The sequence below is a fragment of the Amycolatopsis sp. NPDC050768 genome (assembly GCF_040654155.1).
Classification (GTDB): Bacteria; Actinomycetota; Actinomycetes; order Mycobacteriales; family Pseudonocardiaceae; genus Amycolatopsis.
On the sequence record NZ_JBFAHL010000021.1, the window covers coordinates 56,828 to 82,292 of the forward strand.

The 25,465-nt window shown below is 72.3% G+C and carries 31 protein-coding genes; 5 read left to right on the forward strand and 26 right to left on the reverse strand.

Annotated elements, in window-relative coordinates; translation table 11 throughout:
- Window positions 1-41: 41 nt before the first annotated feature.
- From AB0H62_RS41810 to AB0H62_RS41820, 3 genes are read right to left on the reverse strand one after another with little or no spacing between them, the layout of a single operon-like run.
- On the reverse strand, window positions 42-1,217 hold the full coding sequence (locus AB0H62_RS41810) for an amidohydrolase (RefSeq protein WP_220238038.1): 1,176 nt from the start codon (window positions 1,215-1,217) through the stop codon (window positions 42-44).
- Window positions 1,214-2,353: an amidohydrolase family protein gene (locus AB0H62_RS41815; protein ID WP_220238037.1), complete on the reverse strand. Its 1,140-nt coding sequence runs from the start codon at window positions 2,351-2,353 to the stop codon at window positions 1,214-1,216. Before AB0H62_RS41815 ends, AB0H62_RS41810 begins: the two co-directional genes overlap by 4 nt.
- On the reverse strand, window positions 2,350-3,789 hold the full coding sequence (locus AB0H62_RS41820; RefSeq protein WP_255637674.1) for an APC family permease: 1,440 nt from the start codon (window positions 3,787-3,789) through the stop codon (window positions 2,350-2,352). The genes AB0H62_RS41815 and AB0H62_RS41820 overlap by 4 nt, the downstream gene beginning before the upstream one ends.
- 89 nt (window positions 3,790-3,878) lie before the next feature.
- Between AB0H62_RS41820 and AB0H62_RS41825 the strand changes: the two genes are divergently transcribed.
- Window positions 3,879-5,243, forward strand: coding sequence for a glutamine synthetase family protein (locus AB0H62_RS41825; protein ID WP_360592020.1), 1,365 nt, complete (start codon window positions 3,879-3,881; stop codon window positions 5,241-5,243).
- A gap of 2 nt (window positions 5,244-5,245) precedes the next feature.
- Here the strand turns inward: AB0H62_RS41825 and AB0H62_RS41830 are convergent, their stop codons facing one another.
- From AB0H62_RS41830 to AB0H62_RS41860, 7 genes are all read right to left on the reverse strand, one after another.
- Window positions 5,246-5,914 carry a peptidoglycan recognition family protein gene (locus AB0H62_RS41830; protein WP_360592021.1) on the reverse strand — a complete coding sequence of 223 codons (669 nt, stop codon included), beginning with the start codon at window positions 5,912-5,914 and terminating at the stop codon, window positions 5,246-5,248.
- 52 nt (window positions 5,915-5,966) lie between these two features.
- Complete coding sequence (locus AB0H62_RS41835; RefSeq protein ID WP_255637673.1) at window positions 5,967-6,794, reverse strand: MarR family transcriptional regulator; 828 nt, start codon at window positions 6,792-6,794, stop codon at window positions 5,967-5,969.
- Between the two features lie 49 nt (window positions 6,795-6,843).
- The gene (gene trpA, locus AB0H62_RS41840; protein WP_220238034.1) at window positions 6,844-7,638 is read right to left on the reverse strand and encodes a tryptophan synthase subunit alpha; all 795 of its coding nucleotides are present in this window, start codon (window positions 7,636-7,638) and stop codon (window positions 6,844-6,846) included.
- Window positions 7,635-8,855, reverse strand: coding sequence for a tryptophan synthase subunit beta (gene trpB, locus AB0H62_RS41845; RefSeq protein WP_255637672.1), 1,221 nt, complete (start codon window positions 8,853-8,855; stop codon window positions 7,635-7,637). The genes trpA and trpB overlap by 4 nt, the downstream gene beginning before the upstream one ends.
- Window positions 8,852-9,661, reverse strand: coding sequence for an indole-3-glycerol phosphate synthase TrpC (gene trpC / locus AB0H62_RS41850; protein ID WP_220238033.1), 810 nt, complete (start codon window positions 9,659-9,661; stop codon window positions 8,852-8,854). The genes trpB and trpC overlap by 4 nt, the downstream gene beginning before the upstream one ends.
- A 154-nt stretch (window positions 9,662-9,815) precedes the next feature.
- On the reverse strand, window positions 9,816-10,328 hold the full coding sequence (locus tag AB0H62_RS41855; RefSeq protein WP_220247480.1) for a Trp biosynthesis-associated membrane protein: 513 nt from the start codon (window positions 10,326-10,328) through the stop codon (window positions 9,816-9,818).
- Window positions 10,329-10,410: 82 nt separating this feature from the next.
- On the reverse strand, window positions 10,411-11,973 hold the full coding sequence (locus tag AB0H62_RS41860; RefSeq protein WP_220238032.1) for an anthranilate synthase component I: 1,563 nt from the start codon (window positions 11,971-11,973) through the stop codon (window positions 10,411-10,413).
- A 96-nt stretch (window positions 11,974-12,069) separates the two neighbouring features.
- Here AB0H62_RS41860 and AB0H62_RS41865 point away from each other — a divergent pair, with 96 nt between their 5' ends.
- A complete protein-coding gene (locus tag AB0H62_RS41865) occupies window positions 12,070-12,678 on the forward strand; it encodes a TetR family transcriptional regulator (RefSeq protein ID WP_220238031.1) in 609 nt (202 codons plus the stop codon).
- 78 nt (window positions 12,679-12,756) lie between these two features.
- Here the strand turns inward: AB0H62_RS41865 and AB0H62_RS41870 are convergent, their stop codons facing one another.
- The 13 genes from AB0H62_RS41870 to AB0H62_RS41930 all read right to left on the reverse strand — a co-directional run bounded on the left by AB0H62_RS41870 (window position 12,757) and on the right by AB0H62_RS41930 (window position 21,642).
- The gene (locus AB0H62_RS41870; RefSeq protein ID WP_360592022.1) at window positions 12,757-13,515 is read right to left on the reverse strand and encodes a DUF3592 domain-containing protein; all 759 of its coding nucleotides are present in this window, start codon (window positions 13,513-13,515) and stop codon (window positions 12,757-12,759) included.
- A complete protein-coding gene (locus AB0H62_RS41875; protein ID WP_360592023.1) occupies window positions 13,512-14,336 on the reverse strand; it encodes a DUF3592 domain-containing protein in 825 nt (274 codons plus the stop codon). The genes AB0H62_RS41870 and AB0H62_RS41875 overlap by 4 nt, the downstream gene beginning before the upstream one ends.
- A 7-nt stretch (window positions 14,337-14,343) precedes the next feature.
- The gene (locus AB0H62_RS41880) at window positions 14,344-15,072 is read right to left on the reverse strand and encodes a DUF3592 domain-containing protein (protein ID WP_360592024.1); all 729 of its coding nucleotides are present in this window, start codon (window positions 15,070-15,072) and stop codon (window positions 14,344-14,346) included.
- Window positions 15,069-15,887 carry a DUF3592 domain-containing protein gene (locus tag AB0H62_RS41885; RefSeq protein ID WP_220238026.1) on the reverse strand — a complete coding sequence of 273 codons (819 nt, stop codon included), beginning with the start codon at window positions 15,885-15,887 and terminating at the stop codon, window positions 15,069-15,071. The genes AB0H62_RS41880 and AB0H62_RS41885 overlap by 4 nt, the downstream gene beginning before the upstream one ends.
- Before the next feature lie 117 nt (window positions 15,888-16,004).
- Window positions 16,005-16,673, reverse strand: coding sequence for a DUF3592 domain-containing protein (locus AB0H62_RS41890; RefSeq protein WP_360592025.1), 669 nt, complete (start codon window positions 16,671-16,673; stop codon window positions 16,005-16,007).
- 142 nt (window positions 16,674-16,815) lie between these two features.
- Window positions 16,816-17,724 (reverse strand): DUF3592 domain-containing protein, encoded by a 909-nt coding sequence (locus AB0H62_RS41895; protein WP_360592026.1) that lies wholly within the window; start codon window positions 17,722-17,724, stop codon window positions 16,816-16,818.
- A 103-nt stretch (window positions 17,725-17,827) separates the two neighbouring features.
- Window positions 17,828-18,037, reverse strand: a complete 210-nt coding sequence (locus tag AB0H62_RS41900; RefSeq protein ID WP_360592027.1) for a hypothetical protein — start codon at window positions 18,035-18,037, stop codon at window positions 17,828-17,830.
- Window positions 18,034-18,498 (reverse strand): DUF3592 domain-containing protein, encoded by a 465-nt coding sequence (locus tag AB0H62_RS41905; RefSeq protein WP_360592028.1) that lies wholly within the window; start codon window positions 18,496-18,498, stop codon window positions 18,034-18,036. Before AB0H62_RS41905 ends, AB0H62_RS41900 begins: the two co-directional genes overlap by 4 nt.
- 68 nt (window positions 18,499-18,566) lie before the next feature.
- Complete coding sequence (locus AB0H62_RS41910; RefSeq protein ID WP_360592029.1) at window positions 18,567-18,929, reverse strand: DUF1304 domain-containing protein; 363 nt, start codon at window positions 18,927-18,929, stop codon at window positions 18,567-18,569.
- Complete coding sequence (gene hisI / locus AB0H62_RS41915; RefSeq protein WP_220238021.1) at window positions 18,926-19,291, reverse strand: phosphoribosyl-AMP cyclohydrolase; 366 nt, start codon at window positions 19,289-19,291, stop codon at window positions 18,926-18,928. Before hisI ends, AB0H62_RS41910 begins: the two co-directional genes overlap by 4 nt.
- Entirely contained in the window at window positions 19,288-20,061 is a 774-nt protein-coding gene (hisF, locus tag AB0H62_RS41920) for an imidazole glycerol phosphate synthase subunit HisF (RefSeq protein WP_360592030.1), read from the reverse strand. The genes hisI and hisF overlap by 4 nt, the downstream gene beginning before the upstream one ends.
- A 58-nt stretch (window positions 20,062-20,119) precedes the next feature.
- The gene (locus tag AB0H62_RS41925; RefSeq protein ID WP_360592031.1) at window positions 20,120-21,205 is read right to left on the reverse strand and encodes an FAD-dependent monooxygenase; all 1,086 of its coding nucleotides are present in this window, start codon (window positions 21,203-21,205) and stop codon (window positions 20,120-20,122) included.
- Entirely contained in the window at window positions 21,202-21,642 is a 441-nt protein-coding gene (locus AB0H62_RS41930; protein WP_255637671.1) for a MarR family transcriptional regulator, read from the reverse strand. The genes AB0H62_RS41925 and AB0H62_RS41930 overlap by 4 nt, the downstream gene beginning before the upstream one ends.
- A gap of 78 nt (window positions 21,643-21,720) precedes the next feature.
- On the opposite strand from AB0H62_RS41930, the gene AB0H62_RS41935 reads away from it, so the two are divergent.
- From AB0H62_RS41935 to AB0H62_RS41945, 3 genes are read left to right on the forward strand one after another with little or no spacing between them, the layout of a single operon-like run.
- Window positions 21,721-22,230, forward strand: a complete 510-nt coding sequence (locus AB0H62_RS41935; RefSeq protein WP_220238017.1) for a SigE family RNA polymerase sigma factor — start codon at window positions 21,721-21,723, stop codon at window positions 22,228-22,230.
- The gene (locus AB0H62_RS41940; RefSeq protein ID WP_220238016.1) at window positions 22,227-23,156 is read left to right on the forward strand and encodes a hypothetical protein; all 930 of its coding nucleotides are present in this window, start codon (window positions 22,227-22,229) and stop codon (window positions 23,154-23,156) included. The genes AB0H62_RS41935 and AB0H62_RS41940 overlap by 4 nt, the downstream gene beginning before the upstream one ends.
- Before the next feature lie 19 nt (window positions 23,157-23,175).
- Window positions 23,176-23,562 carry a PPOX class F420-dependent oxidoreductase gene (locus tag AB0H62_RS41945; protein ID WP_220238015.1) on the forward strand — a complete coding sequence of 129 codons (387 nt, stop codon included), beginning with the start codon at window positions 23,176-23,178 and terminating at the stop codon, window positions 23,560-23,562.
- A gap of 43 nt (window positions 23,563-23,605) precedes the next feature.
- On the opposite strand, the gene AB0H62_RS41950 is transcribed toward AB0H62_RS41945, so the two are convergent.
- From AB0H62_RS41950 to hisH, 3 genes are all read right to left on the reverse strand, one after another.
- Entirely contained in the window at window positions 23,606-23,947 is a 342-nt protein-coding gene (locus AB0H62_RS41950; RefSeq protein WP_360592032.1) for a DUF1330 domain-containing protein, read from the reverse strand.
- A gap of 86 nt (window positions 23,948-24,033) precedes the next feature.
- Complete coding sequence (priA, locus tag AB0H62_RS41955) at window positions 24,034-24,765, reverse strand: bifunctional 1-(5-phosphoribosyl)-5-((5-phosphoribosylamino)methylideneamino)imidazole-4-carboxamide isomerase/phosphoribosylanthranilate isomerase PriA (protein WP_220238013.1); 732 nt, start codon at window positions 24,763-24,765, stop codon at window positions 24,034-24,036.
- A 71-nt stretch (window positions 24,766-24,836) separates the two neighbouring features.
- Window positions 24,837-25,457, reverse strand: coding sequence for an imidazole glycerol phosphate synthase subunit HisH (gene hisH / locus AB0H62_RS41960; RefSeq protein ID WP_220247479.1), 621 nt, complete (start codon window positions 25,455-25,457; stop codon window positions 24,837-24,839).
- Window positions 25,458-25,465 lie beyond the last annotated feature (8 nt).

Below are 25,465 nucleotides of genomic sequence, written 5' to 3' on the forward strand. Positions count from 1 at the left end.
GGGTTCGTGAAGGACCGGTCACGGTCCGGTCGCGAAGGTGACTACTCGTAGCCGCCCGGCTGCAGAGCGGCGAGGTACCCGGCCATCAGGCCCCGCGCGACCTGCCCGACGGCGGCGTCCTCGGGCAGGAACACCTCGTCGTGCAGGCTGGGTGCGCCCGCGGTGTCGCCGAGGCCGACGAACAGCATCAGCCCGCGGGTGCCGGTGCCGCAGTAGTGGGCGAAGTCATCGGCGCCGAAGGAGCGGAAGTCCACGTCGACGTCGGCGCCGCCGTCGAGCAGCCAGGTCTGGGCGGCCGCCGCGAGCGCCGGGTCGTTGACCAGCACGGGCTCGCACGGGCTGATCTGCAGGTCGGCGGTGCAGCCGTACGCGCGGGCGGTGGAGTGCACGATCTCGGCCAGCACCTCCAGCGCGTGTACGCGGTCGGTCGCGCGCATGAGCCGCAGCGAGCCGAGCGCGGTCGCGGTGTTCGGGACGACGTTGGCGGCCGTGCCGGCGTGGATGCGCCCGACCGTGCAGACGGCGCCGTGCACGGGGTCGATCCGGCGGCTCGCGAGCTGCTGCAGGCTCACCACGAGCTGGCTCAGCGCCAGCACCGGGTCGCGCACGAGGTGCGGGTACCCCGCGTGGCCGCCCTGGCCGTGGAGCACGATCTCGAACTCGTCGGTCGACGCGTTCACCGGCCCGGGCGCGGCCGAGACGACGTTGTGCGCCAGCCGCGGCTGCACGTGGGCGCCGATGACGGTGTCCACGCCGAGCTCCTCCAGTGCCCCCGACTCGACGATGTCCAGCGCGCCCGAAGGCGACGTCTCCTCACGCGGCTGCAGCACCGCGACCAGCCGCCGCGGCACGCCGACGCGCCGCGCCGCCCGGCAGACGGCGACCAGCGCGGCCAGGTGCACGTCGTGGCCGCACGCGTGCATCAGTCCGGAGTCCGAGGCCCACGCCGCACCCGTGCGCTCGACGATCGGCAACGCGTCCATCTCCGCCCGCAGTGCGACGGCGGGGCCGGCGTGCTCGCCGGGCAGCTCGACCAGCCGTCCCGTCTTGGCGACGCGCGCCCCTTCGCCGGCGCCCAGCGCGGCGGCCACCACGCGCGCGGTGTCCTCCTCGTCGCCGGACGCGCGCGGGTCGGCGTGGAGCCGGTGGCGCAGCTCGACGGCATCCGGCAGCTCGTCGGCGAGAGCGGCACGCCAGCGCGCGGCCAGGTCGGTCATCGGGGCTCCAGGCGGTAGATCCGGGTGGCGTTCTCGTGGCCGGCGAGGCGGACGAGGCGCCGCGCGTCCACTTCGGACAGTGCGTCGGCGGCAAAAGCGGACCGCAGGAAGTCGGAAAGTCCTTGGCGGAACAGGGTTGTGCCGAGGTGGTAGAGCTCCGCGAGGCCGAACGCGTCGGTCGAGAACAGCAGCTTGCCGAACGGCACGAGCTCCAGCGTCTCGGCCAGGATCGCCGGCGCGCGGAAGCCGGCGTTGTGCGTGATGAGGCCCGTGTCCACGAAGACGTGCTCGAAGACCTGCGCGAGGTAGGCGGCGTTGCGGTGGAACGGGTAGTTGTGCAGCAGCAGGATCGGCACGCCCGTCTCGCGCGTGGCACGCAGGAATCCGGTGAGCAGCAAGGGATCGCACCGGTGCAGGTCCACGTCGGAATCGCCGTAGCCCACGTGGAACTGCACGGGCAGCCCGAGGTCGATACCCGTCCAGACGAGGTGGCGGTGCAGCACCTCGTCGGCCAGGCGCAGCCCCAGCCCGGCCCCGAAGCGCGAGAGCCACCGCCCGGCCGCGTCGACCACCTCGACGGCGTCGGGCCGCTCACCCGACAGCTCCAGCCCCACCCGGTACGCGGCGATCGACTTCACCCCGGCCGCGTGTTTCGCTCGTTTTTCCAGCTCCGCCTCGAAGTCCGCGGCGAACCGGCTCGCGGTCGTGCCGGCGCGCACCACGTCCTCGGCGACCTGCTCGAGCCGCACCACGTCGTGGGCACGGGCGCCGGCGAGGCGGGCGAACTCGGTGGTGCCGGTGAGCTCGTCGGGCTGGAATCCGCCGTCGAGCAGGAAGTCGGTGGTCCCCGTGCCGCGCAGGAACCGCCGGTTGACCTCGTCGGCTCCCAGCTCCGCTCGCCGTGCGAGGTACTCGTCGGCCGGCGCGTGCTTCGGCAGGTCGAGCACCGGCGCGCACCGCTCGCGCACGGCGAGCCCGATGAGCGAGTCGAACAGCGACGTTCCCAGCGGCGACACCGCGTCGGCCTCCGTGAGCATCCGCTCGAAGCCCTCGCGTTCCACCTCGCCCGTCACCACTCCGTGGCAGTGGTGGTCCACCAGCGGCGCCTCCGCGACGAAGTCCAGCACCTCGCTCATCGGCCTCCTTCGGTGACGCCCAGCCGTTCCCCCACCCTACGGGCGAAGCCGGGCGCCGCGAGGACCAAGACCACGGCCAGCACGAGCACCGCGCCCGCCGCGACGGGGAACCAGCGGGCCGGGCCCTCGGTCGGGTAGGGGACGACGTTGACGTACACCGTGTAGCCCAGCAGCGCGAGCGCGCCGAGGGGGAAGATCAGGTGCCACCACGGGACGTGCATGCGGCGGCGCACGAAGAGCAACAGGATGGCGCCGAGGGTGGTCAGCAGGTAGATGACCAAAAGGATCAACGTGCCGATGGATCCCGACCACGCGAAGGTGTCCGCCGCCGTCGCGCCGAAGAACACGGCGCACACGACGATGATCAGCGCGGCCGCCAGGGCGACGGTCGTGACGGCGATGACCGGTGTGCCCTTCGGGGACGTGCGGCCGATGCCGCGGCCGTCGAAGGCGTCGCGGCCCAGGGCGAAGAGCAGGCGCGAGCCGCCGACCACGCAGGCGAGGCAGCAGCCGAACGCGCTGATCGCGGCGCCCACACTGATCACGTCGCCGGCCCACGAGCCGACGAACGTGCTGCCCAGGTCGCCGAGCAGGGAGGGCGAGTCGTGGAAGGCCTGGGCGTCGGAGCGGAACGCCATCATCTCCACGGCCGTCACGATCACGAAGAAGGCGCCGCCGAAGATGGCCGTGCCGAGGATGGCGCGCGGGATGTTGCGGCGCGGGTCGCGGGTCTCCTCGCCGAGCGTCGCGGCGGCTTCGAAGCCCGCGAAGGACAGGAAGCCGAACACGGCGCCGAGGAACACGCCGGACAGGCCGATGTCCGGCGTGAAGGTGAACACGGACATCGTGAAGTGGGCGTCGTTGGGTGCGTTGCCGGCGATCAGGCGGACCAGGATCACGGCGGTGACCAGGAGGATCACCGCGATCGTCGCGCCTTCCACGGCGAGCAGCGTCGACGTGCCTCGGCGCGCGGGCGCCACCGCGAGCAGCCAGCTGCCGACGAGCGCGACGCCCGTGAGCACGAACGGCCCCCACCAGGGCGGGTTCGGCCAGATCCCCACCTGCGTGAGGAACGCCGTGCCGAGCGTGCCCGCGGCCGAGCTCGTGACCACGGCGTAGAAGGTGTACGTGCCGAGCAGCCCGATGCCGGACACCACACCGGCGCGCGGGCCGAGCGTCGCGCCGACGAACGCGTAGACCGAGCCCGCGTGGTGGTAGTGCTGGCAGAGGCGGACGAAGCCGTAGGCGACCAGCAGCACGCCGGCGGCCGAGAGCAGGAAAGCCAGCGGCACGGCCCGCCCGGCGGCGGCCGCGGTCTGCTGGGGGTTGATGTTGGCGGCCATACTCGGCGCCATGAGCGCCACGGACAGGCCCACGGCCTGCCACACCGACAGGGTGCGCCGCAGCGCTGGACGGGTTTCGACGATGTCTGACACGATGCGCTCCTTCGTCCGGAAGCAGCAGGTGGTCCCACGGCCGCCGAGGACGACGGCGTGAACTACACAGTGAACATCGCGGGGGCAGGATGAGCCAGCTCGATCGGGTTGAACTTTCCAGGCGGGGTGCCGAGGAGGCTGCGCTGCTGGGCCGTTCGGGGGTCGAGCTGGTGGCGCTGACCTTCGTCGACAACTCCGGCATCTCCCGTGTGAAGGCGGTGCCGGTGAGCCGGCTCGCCGAGGCCGCGGCGTGGGGCGTGGGCGCGTCGAACTCGTTCGACTTCTTCCTGTGCACGGACACGATCACGTCGGGCGCGTACTCGCTCGGCCCCGTCGGCGACCTGCGGCTGCACCCGGACCTCGACGCGCTCACGGTGCTCGACGCGCAGCGGGGGTGGGCGTGGGCGCCGGCCCTGCGCTACGACCAGGAAGGCGAGCCGCACCCGCAGGACTCGCGGGCGCTGGCGGCGACGGCGGTGGCAAAACTGGCCGGCCGCGGGTACTCGGCGCGGATGGCGTTCGAGCTCGAGTGGGTGGTCGCCGGGCCGGGCGGGGCGCCGGTGGCGGGGCCCGCGTACGGGTATTCGCGGCTGGCCGAGCAATCGGCATACGTGCGGGATCTGGTGTCTGCTTTGGACAGTCAGGGCCTCGGCGTCGAGCAGGTGCACCCGGAATACGCGGCGGGGCAGTTCGAGGTTTCCGTGGCCGCCGACGATCCCGTGCGGGCGGCGGACGTCGCGGTGCTGGCGCGGGAGACGATCCGCGCGGTGGGGGTGAACCACGGGTTGAAAACGTCGTTCACGCCGAAGTTCGCGCCCGGCGGCGTGGGCAACGGCGGGCACGTGCACTGCAGCCTGTGGGAGGGCGAGCGGAACCTGTGCGCCGGCGGCGCCGGGGTGTTCGGGCTGAGCGAGGTCGCCGAGTCGTTCGCCGCGGGGATTTTCGGGCGGTTGCCGGCGTTGCTGGCCATCGGGGCTCCGTCGGTCGTGAGCTACCTGCGGCTCGAACCGCACCACTGGGCCGGGGTGTACACCGCGTGGGGCCTGGAAAACCGGGAAGCACCGCTGCGGTTGGTGCGCGGCCCGGCGGGGAAACGGGACACAGCCGCGAATTTCGAAGTGAAGTGTTTTGATCTCACGGCCAACCCGTATCTGGTCGTGGCCGCGTTGCTGTTCGCGGGAATCGCGGGGCTCGATTCCGCGACACGGTTGCCGGAGCCGGTGGAGGTGGATCCGGGGACGTTGTCGGCCGGGGACGCCGCCGCCGCGGGAGTGGTGCGCCTCCCCCGCTCACTGGAGCAGGCCGTGGCCGCGTTCGTCGCCGACGACGTGCTGAAATCGGCCTTCGGCGCGGAACTGGCGACGACGTTGATGGACGTGCGCCGCGGCGAGATCGACGAACTGGGCGGGCTCGACGCCGAAGAGCTGTGCGACGTGATGCGCTGGCTCCACTGAGTTCAGCCGAGCAGGCCGCCGACTTCCGCACGCAGCTGCGGCAGCTTCGCGTAGAGCTTGTCGCCCGGGCATTCGGTGTTGTAGTAGTCGCGGTGGCCCTTGATCTCCTCGACGGGGATGCCGTACTGCTCGCAGACGTACGCGATGAAGACGACCAGCGAATCCCACTGCGCTTGCGGCGGTTCGACCGAGGTGTACGTGCCTTCGTTCTCGATGCCGATCGCGTTGTCGTTCTGGCCCGGGCAGTGTGCGGCGCGCACGATCTGGTTGCCATTGCGCAGCGCGTCGAGGCTGCCGTGGCGGCCTTCCATGCGGTAGCCGCCGCGGGAGATCGTGAAGTGCTGACCGGTGTCGGACCAGCCGTTGTTGTCGATGTGGTCGGCCTGGTCGTCGCGCGCGACCTGAAACGCGTGGGCCAGCGAATAGTCCGTGCTGTTGGGGCACGCGATGTGGTGCACGAGCACGCGGTTCGCCGGGTGGTCGAGCGTCGTCAACGGATCGGCGGGCGGCCGGGCGCCCCATTCGGCGCAGCTGTAGATGCGGGGCTCTTGTTGTTGGCTTTGCCCGGCTGCTCGGGCAAGGCCAGGCAGGATCAGGCCCGCGGCGGTCGCGGCGGTGAGGCCGGCGGCGCCACGGAGGAACGAACGCCGAGGGAGGTGGGTGAAGGTCATGCAGCCGAGGGTCGGTGGTGGGCGTACATGATCCATACAAATGGCCCGTTCGTCACTGTGACCCCGTGGCCACCACCTTCGCCGTGATCGGCTCGAGTGCGGCGATCAGCTCGTCGAGCTCGGCGGGCGACAACGTGTCGTACGGCGCCGCGGCGAGGTCATCGGTCAGGGTCTCGATGCGTTGCTTGGTCTCGCGCCCCGCGTCGGTGAAATGGCCCGCCGCGTCGACGAGGCCGCGTGAGCGCAGGCCGGCCATGACCGCAGCCAGCCGAGCCTTCGGCAGGTGCTGGACACGCCCGAAGGATTCCGGGGGGTGGATGCCCATGTCGAGCGCCGAGAGCACATGGGCTTCCGTGCCGCCGATGCCCGCGGCGAGGAGGGCGGCGATGTGGCCGTCACCGCGGTGTTCGCGGAGCATGGTCGCCGAGTGCCACAGGCGGGCGACAGGGTCGGTGGGCACCGGGAGGGCGCGCATGCCGGCGAACATCACGCGGCCCGCGGTGGGCGTGTTGACCGCGGCCTGGGTCGTCAGCTCGGCGGCGCGTACCAAACCCGGCGAGGAAGCCAGCTCCTCACCGAGGATCCGGCGCAACGAGGCCGCGCTGCCTCGCTCGCGCGCGGCGAAGGAGGCCTCGGGCGGGATCGTCTCCCACGCACTCGGGATGTGCCGCTCGACCTCGCCGTCGGCGAAGTTGTAGAAGGCCGCGTGCACGACCTGCGCCGGCACGCGCCCCAGCGGAGCGGCGCGGCTGGCGAAGTAACCGTCCCAGTAGGTGCGGTGGCCGAGCGCGGCCAGCTCGTCGTTGCACTCGTCGGACAAGAAGGTGACCAGGCAGATCGGTTCGAGCAGGTCGAACATGCGACGGGCGGTGCGGGTCATGGCCCGCATCGTGCCAGCGACAGGTGGCCCCCGGAGCAGAACGCCGAAGTCAGGCCCGGGCCGGAGCCCGGCGCACGCCTTCCGCGAGCTCCTCCGCCAGCTTCCGCACCCCGTCGACACTGCCCTCGGCTGCGGCCGTGACCAGGGCCGACCCGACGATCACCGCGTCGGCGAAGCCGCCCACCTGGGCCGCCTGGTCGCCGGAGCGGACGCCGAGGCCGACGCCGATCGGGAGGTGCGTGTGGGCCCGCGTGCGGCGGACCAGGTCCTCCGCGTGCACGCCCACCGCGTCACGGGCGCCCGTGACGCCCATGACCGCCGTGGCGTAGACGAAGCCGGACGACGCGGCGGTGGTGAGCGCCAGGCGCTCCTCCGACGACGACGGCGCCACCAGGAAGATCCGGTCCAGACCGTGGGTCTCGGACACGGCCGTCCACTCGGCGGCCTCGTCGGGGATCAGGTCCGGCGTGATCATGCCCAGCCCGCCCGCCGACGCGAGGTCGCGCGCGAAGCGGTCGACGCCGTAGCGGTGCACCGGGTTCCAGTACGTCATCACCACGGCCTTGCCGCCGCGCGCCGACACCGACTCGACGACCTCGAAGAGCCGCTTGAGCTTGAACCCACCGGCCAGCGCCGACTCGGCGGCGGCCTGGATCGTGGGCCCGTCCATCACCGGGTCGGAGTACGGCACGCCGATCTCGAGCAGGTCCGCACCGCCGTCGATGGTGGCGGCCAGGAGATCCTTCGAGCCGTCGACCGACGGGAATCCGGCGGGCAGGTAGCCGACCAGCGCGGCCCGGCCTTCCGCCCGCGTCGCCGCGAACAGGTCGTCGAGCGCGCTCACTGGTCCTCCCCGTCCACGAGGCCGAACCACTTGGCCGCGGTGTCCATGTCCTTGTCGCCGCGCCCCGAGAGGTTCACGACGATGAGGCCCTCGGGCCCGAGCTCACGGCCGAGCACCAGGGCGCCGGCCAGCGCGTGGGCCGACTCGATCGCCGGGATGATGCCTTCGGTGCGCGAGAGCAGCCGGAACGCGTCCATGGCCTCGGCGTCAGTGACCGGGCGGTACTCGGCGCGGCCGGAGTCCTTGAGCCACGCGTGCTCCGGGCCGACGCCCGGGTAGTCGAGCCCGGCCGAGATGGAGTGCGACTCCACCGTCTGGCCGTCCTCGTCCTGCAGCAGGTACGACATCGCGCCGTGCAGGTTGCCCGGGGTGCCCTTGGTGAGCGTGGCGCCGTGGCGGTCGCCGTCGAGGCCCTCGCCGCCCGGCTCCAGGCCGACCAGCCGCACCGACGGGTCGTCGTAGAAGCCGGAGAAGATGCCGATGGCGTTGGAACCGCCGCCGACGCACGCGGCGACGACGTCGGGCAGCCGGCCGGCCTGCTCCAGGATCTGCTCGCGCGCTTCCTCGCCGATGACCTTGTGGAAGTTGCGCACCATCATCGGGAACGGGTACGGGCCCGCGGCGGTGCCGAACAGGTAGTGCGTGGTCTCGGAGTTGGTCACCCAGTCGCGCAAGGCCTCGTTGATCGCGTCCTTGAGCGTGCGGGAACCGGTCTTGACCGGCACGACCTCGGCGCCGAGCAGCTTCATGCGCGCGACGTTGAGCGCCTGGCGCTCGGTGTCGACCTCGCCCATGTAGACCAGGCACTCGAGGTCGAGCAGCGCGCACGCGGTGGCCGTGGCCACGCCGTGCTGGCCCGCGCCGGTCTCGGCGATCACGCGCTTCTTGCCCATGCGCTTGGTGAGCAGCGCCTGGCCGAGCACGTTGTTGATCTTGTGCGAACCGGTGTGGTTGAGGTCTTCGCGCTTGAGGAACACCCGCGCGCCCCCGGCGTGCGCGCCGAAGCGTTTGGCCTCGGTGAGCAGCGACGGGCGGCCCGCGTAGTCCTTGAGCAGGCGGCGCAGCTCACCGGTGAACTCCGGGTCGCGGCGCGCCTTCTCGTACTCAGCCGCGACCTCGTCGACGACGCCGATCAGCGCTTCCGGCATGAACCGGCCGCCGTAGGGGCCGTAGTAGCCCCGCTCGTCCGGGTCGTGCTTGCTGTGCTCCTCGGTCACCGCGACGGCCTCGGGCAGGCGGGGTGCGAACCGGCGGTGACGAGCTTCACCAGCGCGCCCTTCGGGTCGCCGGAGGCCACCAGGCCCTCGCCGACCAGCACGGCGTCGGCACCCTGGCCGGCGTAGGACATCAGGTCGCCGGGGCCGCGGACGCCGGACTCGGCGACCTTGAACACCTCGAACGGCAGCCCCGGGGCGAGGCGGGAGAACACGTCCCGGTCGACTTCCAGCGTGTGCAGGTTGCGGGCGTTGACGCCGATCACCTGGGCACCGGCCTCGAGGGCGCGGTCGGCCTCTTCGGCGTTGTGGATCTCCACGAGCGCGGTCATGCCGAGCGACTCGACGCGGTCGAGCAGCGCGGCCAGCGCGTTCTGCTCCAACGCGGCGACGATCAGCAGCACCATGTCCGCGCCGTGCAGGCGCGCCTCGTGCACCTGGTACGGGCTGACGATGAAGTCCTTGCGCAGCACGGGAACGTCGACGGCCGCGCGCACGGCGTCGAGGTCGGCGAGCGAGCCGCCGAAGCGGCGCTGCTCGGTGAGCACGCTGATCACGCGCGCGCCGCCGTCCTCGTAGTCCTTGGCCAGGGAGGCGGGGTCGGGAATCACGGCGAGGTCGCCCTTGGAAGGGCTGCGCCGCTTCACCTCGGCGATCACGCCGATGCCCGACTCACGCAGGGCGGCCATCACGTCTCGGGGTGCCGGGGCCTTGGCCGCGCGGGCCTTCAGCTCGTCGAAGGGCAGCACGGACTCGCGCACGGCGAGGTCCTCCCGCACACCGGCGACGATGTCTTCGAGCACGCTCACCGGGCGCACCCGTCCGTCGGCGAATTCATCGATCCCATCGCAAGTTCGCTCACAAAAACCTTCCCCTTCCCGCCGAAACGATGCTAACCCCCGCTCGAAGACCGGCCCGTTCCGGGTGCACGCCTTGCTCCGAATGCGCTTCGGTATCCGGCACTCACCTGCTCGCGGTGGGGTCCTCACCCTCGGAAAGCGCCTCCCACAGCTCGATGTCCGGATCACGCTTGGCGCGCTGGGCGCCCGGCGCCGCGTACCGGGTGCCGAGCCGCCGCGCGGCGCCCGCACCCTTGACTGCGACCAACCCCGCGACGACGAGGAGAATTCCGCCCAGCACGGCCAGCCCGCGGCCGAGAAGCATCTCGGTGACGGGCAATCCGGGCGCCCAGCCGCTGAACTTGACGCCGTTCACGCCGGTCCAGACGCCCGCGAGGCCCGCCAGCGCCAGCACCAAGCCCAGGATCCGCCGCGCCCAGCCGCCGGTCGCGATCACGCCCGCGACGCCGGCCAGCGCCAGCAACGCCAGCGGCACAAGCGCCGTGGCCCGCTGCTCGCCGTCTTCGGTGTAGAGCTGCGTACCGAGCACGCCGCCGTCGCGGAACTCGGCGAACCACGCGAGCTTGGAGGCGCCCCACAACGCGAGCGCGCCCAGCAACAGGCCGACGACGATCATCCACAGTGGACGGCGCGAGGGCTTAGCCTCGGTCTGTACCGGCTCGGACTGCCGCGGGCCCGCTGGTTCCGGCTCTCCCTGCTCAGACACCGGCGGAGTCCTCGGCTGGATCGAGCTCGCCCGCGGGGACCATGGTCTGGGCCGCCGCGACGGCCGAGAGCACCGTGCGCGCCTTGTTGAGCGACTCGGTGTCCTCGTAGTCGGCCACGGAGTCGGCGACCACGCCGCCGCCGGCCTGGACGTAGGCCACGCCGTCGCGCATCAGGGCGGTGCGGATGGCGATGGCCGTGTCGGCGTCGCCCGCGAAGTCGAGGTAGCCGACGACGCCGCCGTACAGGGCACGGCGCACGGGCTCGAGCTCCTCGATCAGCTGCATCGCGCGCACCTTGGGCGCGCCCGAGAGCGTGCCCGCCGGGAAGCAGGCGGTGACCGCGTCGAACGCCGTCTTGCCCTCGGCCAGCTCACCGGTGACGGTGGACACGATGTGCATCACGTGGCTGTAGCGCTCGATCTGGAAGAAGTCGACCACGTGCACGCTGCCGGGGCGGCAGACCTTGCCCAGGTCGTTGCGGCCGAGGTCGACGAGCATGAGGTGCTCGGCGCGTTCCTTCTCGTCGGCCAGCAGGTCCTTGGCCAGCTGCGCGTCCTCCTCCGGGTCGGCGCCGCGCCAGCGCGTGCCCGCGATGGGGTGCGTGGTCGCTCGGCCGTCGCGCACGGTGACCAGCGACTCGGGGCTGGAGCCGACGATGTCGAAGCCCTCCAGCCGCAGCAGGTACATGTACGGGCTCGGGTTGGAGTTGCGCAGCACGCGGTAGACGTCGAGCGCGTCGGCGCCGGTCTCGATCTCGAAGCGTTGCGAGGGTACGACCTGAAACGCTTCGCCGGCCTTGATCGCTTCCACGGCCTTGTCGACGGCGGCGTGGAAGTCTTCCTTCGTGCGGCGGCGCTTGAACTCCGGCGCCGGCCGGTCGAACGTCGCGACGGTCGGCGGCGCGGGCACGCGCAGCTGCTCGGTCATCGCCGACAGGCGCTCCAGCGCGCTGTCGTAGGCCGCGTCCACGCGCTCGGGCGAGTCGTCCCAGTTGACCGCGTTGGCGATCAGCGTGACGGTGCCCTCGTGGTGGTCGAACGCCGCGAGGTCGGTGGCCAGGAGCATGGTCAGCTCGGGGATGTCGAGGTCGCGCTCGGCGAGCTCTGGCAGCTTCTCCAGCCAGCGCACGGCGTCGTAGCCGATGTAGCCCACCATGCCGCCGGTCAACGGCGGCAGGCCCGGCAGCGGCTCGGTGTGCAGCGCCTCGACGGTGGCGCGCAGCACCTGCAGCGGGTCGCCTTCGGTGGGCAGGCCGACGGGCGGCGTGCCGGTCCACACGGCCTTGCCGTCGCGCACGGTCAGCGCGGCCGGGCTGCGCACGCCCACGAACGACCAGCGCGACCACGACTTGCCGTTCTCCGCCGACTCGAACAGGAACGTGCCGGGCCGGTCGGCACCGAGCTTGCGGTAGATCCCGAGCGGGGTCTCCCCGTCGGCGAGGACCTTGCGCACCACGGGGATCACGCGGCGGCCTTCGGCGAGGGCGCGGAACTCGGCGCGCGAGGGGCTGACCGGGCCGGGCCCGGTGGATTTGCCGGCTGCTGAGCTGACCATGGGCCCCATTGTGCCGCGCGGGCCTCGGCGGACCTTGGGCGGCCCTTGAATTCAGCACCTGTTGAATTCAAGGGGGCGACGAGTCATAGTGGACCCGTGAGCACCGAAGACACTACCTCCCGCAGGCGCGGCCGCCGGCCCGCCGGGCAGGACACCCGGACCGCCTTGATCGAGGCCGCGCGCGCGGTGTTCGCGGAACACGGCTACGAACGCGCCACTGTGCGCGCGATCGCCGCGCGCGCCGGCGTCGACGCGGCCATGGTCAACCACTGGTTCGGCGGCAAGGAGGGCCTGTTCGCCCAGGCCGTGCTGGAGCTGCCGTTCTCCCCGCATGAACTGCTCGCGACCCTGCGCGACGGCCCCGACGACAAGCTGGGCGAACGGATCGTCCGCGTCTTCGTCACCCGCTGGGACGGCGCCGGCGGCGACACGTTCCAGGCGCTCATCCGCAGCGTCGCGGGCCACGAGCTGGCCGCGACCGTGCTGCGGGACTTCTTCTCGCTGTTCTTCGCCGAGGTGATCGGCCACATCGGCTCCGACCAGCCCGGACTGCGGACCACGCTGTGCGCCTCGCAGGTCGTGGGGCTCGGCATGGTCCGCTACATCGCCCGCTTCGAGCCGATCGCGTCGGCCGAAGTCGAAACGCTCGTGACGGCGATCGCGCCGAACCTGCAGCGGTACCTGACGGGCGATCTCGGGCTTTAGGTCCGGCGGGTGTTGATCGTCTGCATCGAGACCGCCTCCGCCCCGACACGAACAGCATCGCCCGTCGCGGCCCGCCGCTCACCGGCCGGCCGGCCAGGTCCAGCCCAGCTGCGGGCGGACCTGGATCGGGCAGGGACGGGCTCTGCGCGGCCCCCGGGCGAGCACGAGGACCGTGGCCGAGCCCGCGCCGCCGATCCATGCTCGCGTCGGTTCGGGGCCCTGCAGGAAGGTGTAGCGGCCGGGCAGCATCGAGAGGGTCCGGACCCTCAGCCGCCCCGCGTCGTTGACCTTGAGAGCCAGCGCCTGGTGCGCCGCTTCGGGCGTCGCGTCGGTCACCGTGACGGGCACCCAGCTCGACCGCCGGGCCGCACGCCACCGGCGGACCCAGCGCACCGCGAACACCGTGCCCCAGGGGAAGAAGACCAGCGCCACGAGCGCCGGGGAGACCAGGCCCCACTTCCAGGCGTCGTTGTGGTTGCGCTCTTCGGCCGTGCGCACGTGCTGCGGATCGACCGGGTCGTAGTAGACCCACACGAGATCCCCCACGTGGTAGGCCAGCCCGGAGTCCCGGTTGACGACGGCTTCCCGGGGCGTGACACCCACGGTGTAGTCCACGGTGATGGTCGGCGTCCCTCGGCGCGGGTCCGCGACGCCGACCACCCGGCCGACCGCGCGCATCCCGCTCACGAGCAGCGCGTCCGCGGAAGCGTCCAGGGCGATCATGCCGCCCACCGTCGAAGCCAGGACGAGGAGCCAGAAGAAGGCGGCTGCGACGGATCGGCACGATCGCCTGCGCAGCACGCGGTTCCAGGCTGTCTCGTCCGCTTCGGGGCTCATCGGCCGGCCGGCCATCGTGATCCGCGCGGGACGCGCAGGGGGATCACGTAGGGCCCCTTCGCGTGGTGTGGCAGCGCGAGGGTGAAGCGGCGGCCTTCGCCGGAGACCCACGCTTCGACCGGCCCGTTGCGAAGGAAGGAGTAGCGCCCGCGCAGCGCCGCCACGGTGCGGGCGGCGAGCCGCCGGCCATCGGGGAAGTCGAGGCGCAGGAGCTGGTAGCCACCCGAGGAGTCGAAAACGACGGCGGTGACGGGTTCCCAGCCCGACTTGCGGGCGCATCGGCGCCGGCGGGCCCAGCCCAGCGTGTACGCGATCAGCCACGGGAAGACGAGCAAGGCCACGAGCATCGGGATCACGGCGAAAGCCATCCCCGCGTTGGTGACGTTCTCCTCGTCGTCGGTCCGCACGCGCTGCGGATCGGCCGGGTCGTAGTAGACCTGGACGCGCTCGTTCTCGACGTAGTCGTCGTCCGAGTCGCGGTTGATCACCGCTTGTGCGAGGACGTCGCCGACGGGGTAGTCCACGGTGACGGTCGGCGCGCCCCGCGCCGGGGTGTACACGGCGACCACGCGCCCCTCGACCTTCGTGCCGTGGTCGAGCAGCCAGGTGGACCTGTTGTGCAGCAAGGAAATCACGGTGACCGCCACCGGGATGATCAGGAACCACGCCGTCGCCGCGGCTGCCGCGCGCCAGAACCGCTTGCGCAGCGCGCGATCCCACCCCGTGGGGTCGGCGGGTCCCCGTTCGGCGCGTTGCCGGCGGGTTTGGTGGCGATGCCGTTTGGCGCGCGGCCGTCTCGCGGGCTGGTCTTCAGCGACCATCGTGCTGTCACCCTGGGGTTTTCCGTGGCTGGAGTTTGAGGCGGCGAAGCGGGATCGCGAACGGGCCCGCGCCCCGCGGGATCACCAGGACCAGGCGCCGGCCTTCGCCGGCGACCCAGCCTCGGGAGGGTTTTCCTTCGAGGTACGGGCAACGGCGGCGGGTGACCGTGCTGGTGCCGGTCGCCGTGCGCTCCCGGCCGGCGAGCACCAGCGACCCGTCGCTGAACGCGGTGACCTCGACCGGCTCCCAGCCGGAGCGGCGGGCGGCCCGGTGGCGCAGTGCCAGGAGCACGGGAAACACCACCGCCCACGGGAGGCAGCACAGCGAGCAGAGGGTCACGCCGCCCAGCAGCGCGAGCGCGAAACCGTCGTTGCGGTCGTCGTCGGTCCGGGCACGCCCGGGGTCGGCCGGGTCGTAGTACACCGTCAGGACTTCGCCGACGAAGTACCGCGTGTCGGAGTCGTGGTCGATCGTCGCCTGCCGGGCCGTCCCCCAGCCGAGGTAGTCCACCGCGAGGTCGGGGATCCGCGCAGCGGGTGGTCGTCGACCGCGGTCACCCGCGCGGGCACGGCCACCCACTGCCCGAGAAGCGCGTCGGACAACGCATCCACCAGCTGCGCCCCGAGAGGCCCCACCGCCGCCGCCGAGCGCCCACAGCACCGCGGCTGCCACGGCGCGCCGGATCCGCAGGCGTACCGCGCGGTTCAACGCGGCCGGGTCCGGTCCCCCGGTCATCGGCTCCGTCCCCGGCGTGGCGGCAGGATCGGGGACCAGCCGGGGCTGCGGCCGAGGGGGATGGCGTAGAGGCGGTTGCCGCGCGGGGCCACGAGGAGCAGGCGGGCGCCTTCGCCGGCTACCCAGGCGGAGACGGGCTGCTTGGCCAAGTACTCGTAACGACCGCGCAGCAGCGTGACGACGCGGGCCGACGTCCGTTCGCGGCCGGCGTGGTTCAGGACGTACGTGCCGTTGCGCAGGGACGTGACCTTGACCGGTCGCCACCCGGAGCGGCGCGCGATCCGCCGGCGCCGGTCCAGGACGACCGGGTACGCCACGGCCCACGAGAGCGCGCCCGCCTCGAGAACGACCACGACGACCGAGCCCAAGGCCCAGGAGTCGTCGCCGTTGGGCTCTTCCGTGGTGCGCACGTGCGCCGGATCGGCCGGGTCGTAGTACACCGTCAGGACTTCGCCGACGAAGTACCGGTTACCGGAGTCGAGGTCGATCCTGCCTTCGACGCCCGGTGCCAGGTAGTCCACGACGAGATAGGCCCCGGTTTTCCCGTCCTCCACGGCGACCACTCGCGCGGGCACCTTCACCCCGTCCGTGAGCAGGCGGTCCGCCCGGTCGAAGAGCACGGACGAGCCGACGATCGTCGCGGCCACCACGAGGACCCACAGCGCGGCCGCGCCGAGGGCGTGCCAGATCCGCGAGCGCACGGCCCGGTCCAAGATCACCGGGTCCGGCTTCGGCAGCCGCCCGGTGCGGGCTGGGAGAGGTTCGTCGTCTTCTTGGCGCGGGGTTTCGCCCGCGCCGGTCATCCCCAGATCCATCAGGAGAGCGTACGACCGGGAAATCTCGTTCCACCAGCTAAAAAGCTGCGATTCAGAACACCGGCCGGGAAGGCAACCGAGAGGGCCCATCGAGCGTGCTGACGGTCCCCTCGGCAGTCATCCGCCGCGGCGGGGATCGAACGCGCGCAAGGCCACCACGCGTGGCCCGCCGCGGCGGGAACCGCGGGGCAGCACCAAAACGAACCGGAGGCCCGACCCCGCGACCCTCGCGCCGGCCCGGCGGCTCCCCTCACGAGGCACGCGCGTCAGCGACGTCGTACGGGCGACGACCCGCCGGCCGCCGACGGTGAAGCGGACGACCTGCGCGTGGTCGGCGCGATCGTGGGCCTGGATGCGGACGGGCCGCCAACCCGTGCGGCGGGCGAGCCGGCGGCGACGCGCCCAGCCCACGGCGAGGGTGATCGTCAACGGCAGGAGAATCGCCACGAAGATCAGCGGGACCGAGAACACCGCCATCCACCCGTCGCCGACGTTCTGTTCGTCTTCGGTGCGCACACGGGCCGGGTCGGCGGGGTCGTAGAACACCGAGATCGGTTCGCCCACTTCGTATTCGCGGTCGGAGTCGCGGTTGATCTCGGCCTGTTCGGGGACGCCGGCGGCGGTGTAGGAGACCGTGATGGTGGGCGTGCCGTCGCCGTCCCGGGGCGTGTGGACCGCCACGACCTTGCCGGTGGCCTCGTCGCCGTGGTCGAGGAGCCAGTCGGCGCGCAGGTCCTGCCACCCGATGCCCAGTGCCGACGCCGGCACGACCAGCGCGCACAGCACGGCCCAGCCGACGGCCCGCCAGAACTGCCGGCGCAGCGCGCGGTCCTCGGACGCGGAGTCCGCGGCCGCACGAAGCGGTTCGCCGGCGTTTCGTTGGTCTTCCCCAGGGCCACGGCCAAAGCGTACGACAGCGGCGCGTGGTTCAGGCGAGCGTCCACTTCGAGGTGGACGTCAGGCGAAACGGGATCGCGGACGGCTCGCCGTCGCGGGGGCCGACGGGCAGGACCACGGCGAGCGTGCGGCCGGAACCGGAGACCCACACCTCTCGCCGGCCACGGTGGCGGAGGAACGCGTACCGGCCGGGCAGGACGGAGGTGGTCTTCGCCTCGATGGTGACGCCGCCGGGGAGGACGAACTCCAGTGTGTGGAACACCTCCGGGGCGTCGGGGCGCAGTCTCAGGGGCAGGACGATCGCCGTGGCGGGGTACCAGGGCGAGCCTCGGCGGCGGGCCCAGCCCACCACGTAGGCGACCTCGATCGGGATCGCGGCCAGGCTCGTGAGGACGAGGAGGAGGGACGGCGCCATCATCCCGAGGCTCAGGTTCACGTCGTCGCGCAGGCGCGCGGTGTGCGGGTCGGCGGGGTCGTAGAACACCGGCACGGTCTCCCCCGCGACGTACCGGTGGTCGGAGATGTGGTCGATCACCGCGCGCAGGCTCACCCCGGTGACCACGTAGTCGACGATCACGACCTCTTCGCTCACGGCCGTCACCTCGCCGTCCGCGCGGGCGCCGCGGGTCAGGAGCGCTTCGCCGGCGAAGCCCGTCAGCAGGACACCGGTGCCCCCGGTGAGCAGCACGACCAGCCACGCCACGGCGGTCCGCACGGAACGCCGGAACCGGCGGTGGACCGCGCCGTCCCACTTCCGCTGCTGCTCTGCAAGCCGCTTGGCCCGCCGGTGCTCGCGGCTGTTGCGAGGCCGCGCCGGCCCGCTCATCGGCGTCGCCCCGGCCCGGCCGAGGCGGACCACGGCGTTGGCCCGGTCCACCGGAAGAGACTGGTCGTCGTCACCGCCGGGGCGTTCGCTCCGGCCGGTCCTCCCCAGGTCCATCAGGAGAGGGTACGACCGGGAAATCGCGCTCCACCAGGGGAAAAGCTGCGATCGAAACCACCGCCGACGAAGGCAACCGAACGGGACCGTCCGGCGTTTCGGCTCACCCGCGCGCGACCACGGCCGGCACGGCGTACGGCGCTTCGCCGCAGCCGTGGCGGAAGAGGATCACCGACGCGGACCCGGTGCCGCCCAGCCAGGCGGGACGGTCGGTGTAGGTGCGCAGGAAGCGGGCGCCGTGGGTCGACGGCACGGCGCGCAGGCGGACGACCTCGCCGGAGAGCAGGCGCACGTGCACGTACGGCGGGTTCACGGTGCGGCCGGTGGGGGGGGCGCGAGGACGACGGTGGCCGTGCCCTCCTGCCAGCCCGTGCGGCGCACGGCGCGGGAGCGGCGGGACCAGCCGACGGCGCCCGCCGCGGCCACGACGAAGCCCAGCAGGACCACGCCGAGGCCGATCCAGGCGAAGCCCAGGCCGTTCTCGCTCAGGCCGTCCTCGGTGGTCGTGCGGGCGCGCGCGGGGTCGGCCGGGTCGAAGACCACCGTGACGCGTTCGCCCGGGGTGTAGGCGGCCATGGAGCTGCGGTCGACGCGTTCGGTCAGCACGCGGCCGTCGGCGCGGAAGGACACGTCGATCCAGCGCGTGCCCTTCGGCGGAGTGGCGACGGAAACGACCGTCCCCGGCACGCGCGTGCCGGTCGCCAGCAGGGTGTCCGCCGAGTGGAGGACGCCCAGCACCGCGACGAGCCCGCCCGCGGAAACCAAGCACCACACCGCGGCGAGCGCCCACGCCCGCCAGGCGACGGCACGCAGCCGCCGCGTCTCGCGGGCCAGGTCGGCGGTCAGCGCGCCAGCAGCACGAACACCAGCGCGAGGACGCCCGGCAGCACCTGCACCAGCAGGATCCGCTTCGAGGCCGTCGCGGCGCCGTACAGGCCGGCGACGATCACGCAGGCCAGGCCGTAGAGCTTGAACTGGAAGCCCGTCGGGTCGGTCGCGATGAGGCCCCAGATCAGGGCCGCCGCGAGGAAACCGTTGTAGAGCCCCTGGTTCGCGGCGAGCGCCTTGCTCTCCTGCGCGAATGACTCGGTGGTGCCGAACGCAGCGCGGGCACGCGGGGTCGTCCAGAGGAACATTTCGAGCACCACGATGTAAACGTGGATGAGGGCGACCAGCCCCACCAGCACGTTCGCGACAACCGTCACGGGGTGTTCTCACTCTCGTCGGCGAGGAGCAGACGCTCCGCGGAGTCGAAACAGGTGTGGGTGCCCGTGTGGCAGGCCGGGCCGGTCTGGTCCACACGCAGGAGCACTGTGTCACCGTCGCAGTCGATCCGCACTTCGCGGACGTGCTGGACGTGGCCCGAGGTCTCGCCCTTCACCCACAGCTCCTGGCGGCTGCGGGACCAGTAGGTCGCGCGCCGGGTGGTGAGGGTGGACTCCAGGGCCTCGTCGTTCATCCAGGCCATCATCAGCACGTCGGACGTCGAGTGCTCCACGACGACGGCCGCGATCAGGCCGTCGGAGTTGCGCTTGAGCCGCTGGGACAGGTCTGCGTCGAGGCTCATCGGACGACGACCCCGCCTTCGCGCAGGGCGCCCTTGACGTCGCCGATCTTCAGCTGTCCGAAGTGGAACACGCTCGCCGCGAGCACCGCGTCCGCACCGGCCTCCACGGCGGGCAGGAAGTGGTCGACGGCGCCCGCGCCGCCGCTGGCGATCACCGGCACACGCACGGCGCGGCGGACCATCTCGATCAAGGAAAGATCGAAGCCGGACTTGGTGCCGTCGGCGTCCATCGAGTTGAGCAGGATCTCGCCGACGCCCAGCTCCTCGCCGCGCGCCGCCCACTCGACCGCGTCGATGCCCGTGCCGCGGCGCCCGCCGTGGGTGGTCACCTCGAAGCCCGACGCCGTCGGCTCGCCGCCCTCCGGCACGCGCCGCGCGTCGACCGACAGCACGATGCACTGGGCCCCGAACCGGCGCGACGCCTCGCGCAGCAGCTCCGGGCGCGCGATCGCGGCCGTGTTGATGCTCACCTTGTCCGCGCCCGTGCGCAGCAGGCGGTTGACGTCGTCGTTCGAGCGCACGCCGCCGCCGACGGTCAGCGGGATGAAGACCTGCTCGGCCGTGCGGCGGACCACGTCGAAGGTGGTCTCGCGGTTGCCCGACGACGCGGTGACGTCGAGGAAAGTCAGCTCGTCGGCGCCTTCGTGGTCATACAGCCGGGCCAGCTCCACCGGGTCGCCGGCGTCGCGCAGATCGGCGAAGTTGACGCCCTTCACCACGCGACCCGCGTCGACGTCCAGACACGGGATCACCCTCACCGCCACAGCCATGCCACCAGCGTAGCCGTCCACCTGCGACGGTCCGCCCGCCCGGTCGGCGCACAGGTGCTCAGAGGACGGGCGGAGTCCAGTCCCACAAGGGCGCGGCCTGGCGCCGGATCACCGACGCGGGCATCAGCGGCACGGTCACCGCCAGCAGCGCGTGCAGCCACCACGCCGACGCCGTGTCGGCCGCCGCCTTGCTGCGCGCCTGCTTCGTGACGTACGCCGCACGCGGGCGGCGCGCGGCGTCGTATGCGGCGAGCGCCTCGGGCACGGGGTGGGCCCGCAGCGATGCGGCGAGGACCACGGCGTCCTCGATCGCCTGGCACGCGCCCTGGCCGAGGTCCGGCGGCACGGCGTGAGCCGCGTCACCGAGCAGCGCGACGCGTCCGCTCGTGAACGCGGGCAGCGGGTCGAGGTCGAGGATGTCGTTGTGCAGCACGGCGTCCGGCCGCGTCGCCGCCACGAGCTCGCGGGCCTCGGCCGGCCAGTCCGCCACGCGGCTGGTCACCTCGGCGTGCTCGCTCGGGTAGCGCACGCCGGGTGTGGACTCGGCGGCGCCGAGGGCCCAGCAGGCGCGGTCGCCGGGCAGCGGGTGGATCATGAAGTACGCGCCGCGGCCCATGGTGAAGCTGCCGCGCACCGGCGGCGCCGCACCCGGTTCGGTAACGCCGCGCCAGGCCGTGTAGCGAAACCCTGGTTCGGGTGCGGCAGGGAATGCCCGGCAGCGAAATCCACTGTGGACACCGTCGGCCGCCACGATCACGTCCGCGTCCACTTCGGATGGATCAGTTACGTCAATCCCTGTGCGCACCAAGGTTTCCGGCAGCTCCGCCAGCAAAGCCGAGTGCAGCTCCGCGCGGTGGAACGCGGCGAGCGGCTCGTCCCGCCCCTCCCGGAACCGGCGCAGGAACCGGCCCGACGACGTCCGCAGTGTGCCCGTGACCTCCGACGGAGCCGAGTGCTTCCGCACCCGCTCCCCGATCCCCAGCGCGTCGAGCGCCCGCATCGCGTTGGGCGCCAGGGAAAGCCCGGCCCCGATCTCCCGCAGCTCGGGCGCGCGCTCCAGCACTGTGACCTCGTGTCCGGTGCGGCGCAACGCGATCGCGGCCGTCAGCCCGCCGATCCCACCGCCCACCACCACAGCCTTCACTTCGGCTCGCCGGCTTCCGCGAACGCTTCGGCCAGCCACGCGAACGCCGCGTCGGCACTGCGGACGCGCGCCGCCCGGGCGCCGTCGCGTTCGAGCAGCTCGATGCCGGCGTTCGTGATGTCGCGGAACGAGCCCAGCGTGGCGATGCGGCGGCGGATCACGCGTTGCCACGCGTCATCGTCCACGCGGTAGTAGGCGGTGCGCTCGCCGCGGCCGAGCCGTTTGCCGACCAGCCCGGCGTCGAGCAGCAACCGCAGGTTGGTCGTGAGCGACGCGCGGCTCGCGCCCACCGCCTCGGCCAGCCGCGCCGCCGACTGCTCCGGCGGGTCGCACGCCATCAGCCAGCCGAGCACGCGCCCGGCGATCGGCGGCAGGCCGTACTCCTGCGTGAGGAAGTCCGCGACCCGCTCGACCCACTCGAGCACCTCGTCGTCCATGCGTGTCAGCATAGGCTAGTCATCACTGAAATTCGCTCGGAATGCATCAGAACTGGCCCCTCGCGCGTCTGAGAAAGCGTGACCACCAGCTTCGACGAGTTCGTGGCGGAGCGCCTCGACGGACTCCTGCGCTACGCGACCGTCCTCACCGACGATCCGCACCTGGCGCAGGACATCGTGCAGGACGTGCTGCTGCGGGCCCAGGAGCGCTGGGCGAAGATCGACTCGCCGCCCACCTACGTGCGCCGGATGGTCACCAACGAGTACCTGTCCTGGCGGCGGCGCGCGGTCCGGCGCGTGGTGCCGTCGAGCCACGAGGTGCTCGACGCGATCAGCCCGCCGACGGCCGACCCGTCGGTGGCCTACGACGAGCGTGACGAGATGCTGGCCCGCCTCGCGACGCTGCCGCGCAAGCAGCGCGCGGCGCTGGTGCTGCGCTACTACGAGAACTACTCCGACGAGGAGATCGGCGACCTCCTCAGATGCGCCACCTCCACCGTGCGAAGCCAGATCTCGCGCGCGCTCGCGACCCTGCGCGCCACGGCGTACCCCTTGCCCACCGCCCTGACCACCGGAGCCGGAGAATGAGCCAGCCCGCCCGCGACACCGAGACGCTGCTGCGCGACAGCCTCGAACGGCTCGCCGAACGCGCTCCCGACGGTCATGAGGTCCGCAACGCGCTGGTTCGCGCCCGCCAGTCGAGGCGCAGGCGGCCGAGGTTGGCGCTGGTCGCGGTGGCCGCCGCGGTGGCCGCGGTGACGGTCGGGGTGTCGGTGGTGGCCACGTGGCCCTCGCGGGTGCCGCCTGCCGCAGGTGAGCCGGTGCTGGGGTATGCGCCAGGGTGGCTGCCCGACGGGTTCACGGAGCAGTACCGGTCGGCCGGGCCGGAAACGGCACCGCAAGTGCGTCGGTGGTTCGCCGGGCCGAGCCGGATCGAGCTGACGGCGTTCTCGACGAAGGATCCCGAATGGTCCGCGACCGCGCTGCGCATCGCCGCGGTGCGTGACCAGGTGCTGGTGCACGGGCGGGTCGCGATGCTGACCGGATCGGCGACGTCGGCGGTGCTGACTTGGTCGCCGGATGAGACTCATGTGCTGCGGGCCGAGGTCGATGCGGTGCCGTCGGCGAAGGCGGTCGCACAGCGAATTGCGGAGGATGTTTCGGAGAGCCGGCCGATCCCGATTCGGGGAGAGGCGCGGTTCGGGCCACTGCCGGCCGGGCTTCGGGAGACGGCGACGACGGTGAGCGGGATCAGTGCCGGGGAAGCGACGACGACGTTGGAGGCTGCGCCGGTGCGGGTCACGGTGGGGGCGGCGTCGCCTGGTCTCGGCGGGTCGGTCCCGGTCACGGTCCGCGGTGTCCCCGGCGCCGCCGCGGCGGACCTGGTCACGGTGCGCCTGGCCTCCGGCCGCTGGCTCACCGTCTCCGGCAAGGTGCCGCGCGCTGAGCTGGTCGCGGTCGCCGGCGCTGTGGTGGTCGATCCGTCGCCTGACTACGGCTGGATCGGGTCCTGAATCCGGCTACTGTGGACACATGCCTACGGAGCTGGACCGGTTCGCCGGTGAGAAGTACGTCGTGCTCACCACGTTCCGCCGCGATGGGCGGGCTGTCCCCACTGCTGTGTGGTTCGGCCTCGACGGCGACGAGCTGCTGGTCTATTCCGAGCGGAAGGCGGGGAAGGTCAAGCGGCTTCGCAACAGTGGGCGGGTGGAGGTCCAGGCCGGCGACGTCCGCGGCCGCACCCACGGCCCGACGGTCGCCGGCACCGCCCGGCTGCTCGACGACGCCGGCACCGAGCGGGTGCGAAAGGCGATTCGGCGGCACTACCCGTTGGTCGGGCCGGTGTCGATGTTCTTCAGCAAGCTCCGCGGCGGCCCGCAGCGCACGATCGGGATCGCCGTGAAGCTCGACGAAGGCTGAGTGCCCTGGCAAGGGCTCGCCGCTACCGCTCACCGGGCACCGCTCATCCGGCGTCGATCAGCCCCGCGGCCAGCTTCGCCGGGTCGTGCCCCGGCTCCACGCCCCCGACCAGCACCACATCACCCACCAGGTGGTCGGTGCGCAGCGGCAGGATCTCGCGGTAGTCGGGCGAGTCGTACCAGCCCCGGGCCCGGCCCAGGTCCGGGAAGGCGACCACGACGATCGGCCCCGGCCACACCCCCTCGACGACCTGCGCTTGTGCTCCGTGCACCAGGAACCGACCCCCGAACGGGTCCAAAGTGGACTGGATGCGCCGCAGGTACTCACCCACCTGGGGGTGGATCACACCAGGCTGGCGAAGGTGGGCGATGGCGTAGGCGGTCATCTTTGTCTCCTCGGTCGGATCGGTCCCTGTCGAGAACCGATCCTGCCGAGAAGACGTAACCACGTCGATTACCCGCGGGGTAATGACTAGCGGACGGCGGCCAGTGCCTCCGGCAGGGTGAAGGCGCCGGCGTAGAGGGCCTTGCCGACGATGGCGCCTTCGATGCCGTCGCAGGCCAGGCCGGCCAGTGCCCTGAGGTCGTCCACACTGGACACCCCGCCCGAGGCGATCACGGGGGCGTCGGTGCGGGCTGCGACTTCGCGGAGGAGGTCGAGGTTCGGGCCCTTGAGGGTGCCGTCCTTGCTGACGTCGGTGACGACGTAGCGGGCGGCGCCGTCGCGGTCGAGGCGTTCCAGGACTTCCCACAGGTCGCCGCCGTCGGAGGTCCAGCCGCGGGACGCGACGCGGTGGCCGGCCTCGGTGATCCGGACGTCCAGCCCGATGGCGACGCGGTCGCCGTACGTGGTGACGACCTTGGCGGTCCAGGAGGGGTCCTCCAGGGCGGCGGTGCCCAGGTTCACGCGCCGCGCGCCGGTGGACAGGGCGGCTTCCAGCGAGGCGTCGTCGCGGATGCCGCCGGAGAGCTCCACCTGGACGTCGAGGCGGCCGATCACCTCCGCCAGCAGCTCGCGGTTCGAGCCCTTGCCGAAGGCCGCGTCGAGGTCCACGAGGTGGATCCACTCGGCGCCGTCGCGCTGCCAGGCGAGCGCGGCGTCGAGGGGGCTGCCGTAGGACGTCTCGGTCCCGGCCTCGCCCTGGACGAGTCGGACGGCCTGGCCATCGGCCACATCAACTGCGGGAAAGAGCGTGAAAGTCACCGCGACAGCGTAAAGGCGCCGGTCACGGTGCCGGACCACCGGGCCGACCTACCGCACCGAACCAGGCCGGACTAGAGAGTGGCCAGCCAGTTGCGCAGCAGCTTCGCGCCCGCGTCGCCCGACTTCTCGGGGTGGAACTGCGTGGCCCACAGCGGGCCGTTCTCCACCGCCGCCACGAAGTCCTCGCCGTGGTTGGCCCAGGTCACCTTCGGCTGCCGCCCGGCAAGGCCGGACTCCAGCTCCCACTCGCGCGCCGCGTAGGAGTGCACGAAGTAGAAGCGCTCCTCCGGGTCGATACCGGCGAACAGCTGCGAGTCCTCGGGCGCGCGCACGGTGTTCCAGCCCATGTGCGGCAGCACGTCGGCGTGCAGGCGCTCGACAGTGCCGGGCCACTCCCCCGTGCCCTCGGTCTCCTCGCCGTGCTCGACGCCGCGGCTGAAGAGGATCTGCATGCCCACGCAGATGCCGAGGACGGGACGGCCGCCGGCCAGGCGCTTGCCGATGATGCGGTTCCCGTGCACGTCGAGCAGCCCCGCCATGCAGGCGGAGAAGGCTCCCACCCCGGGCACGACCAGCCCGTCGGCCTCGAGCGCGGCATGCGGGTCGGCGGTGACCTCCACCTCGGCGCCCGCGCGCGCGACGGCGCGTTCGGCTGAGCGGAGGTTGCCGGAACCGTAGTCGAGAATCACCACACGAGACA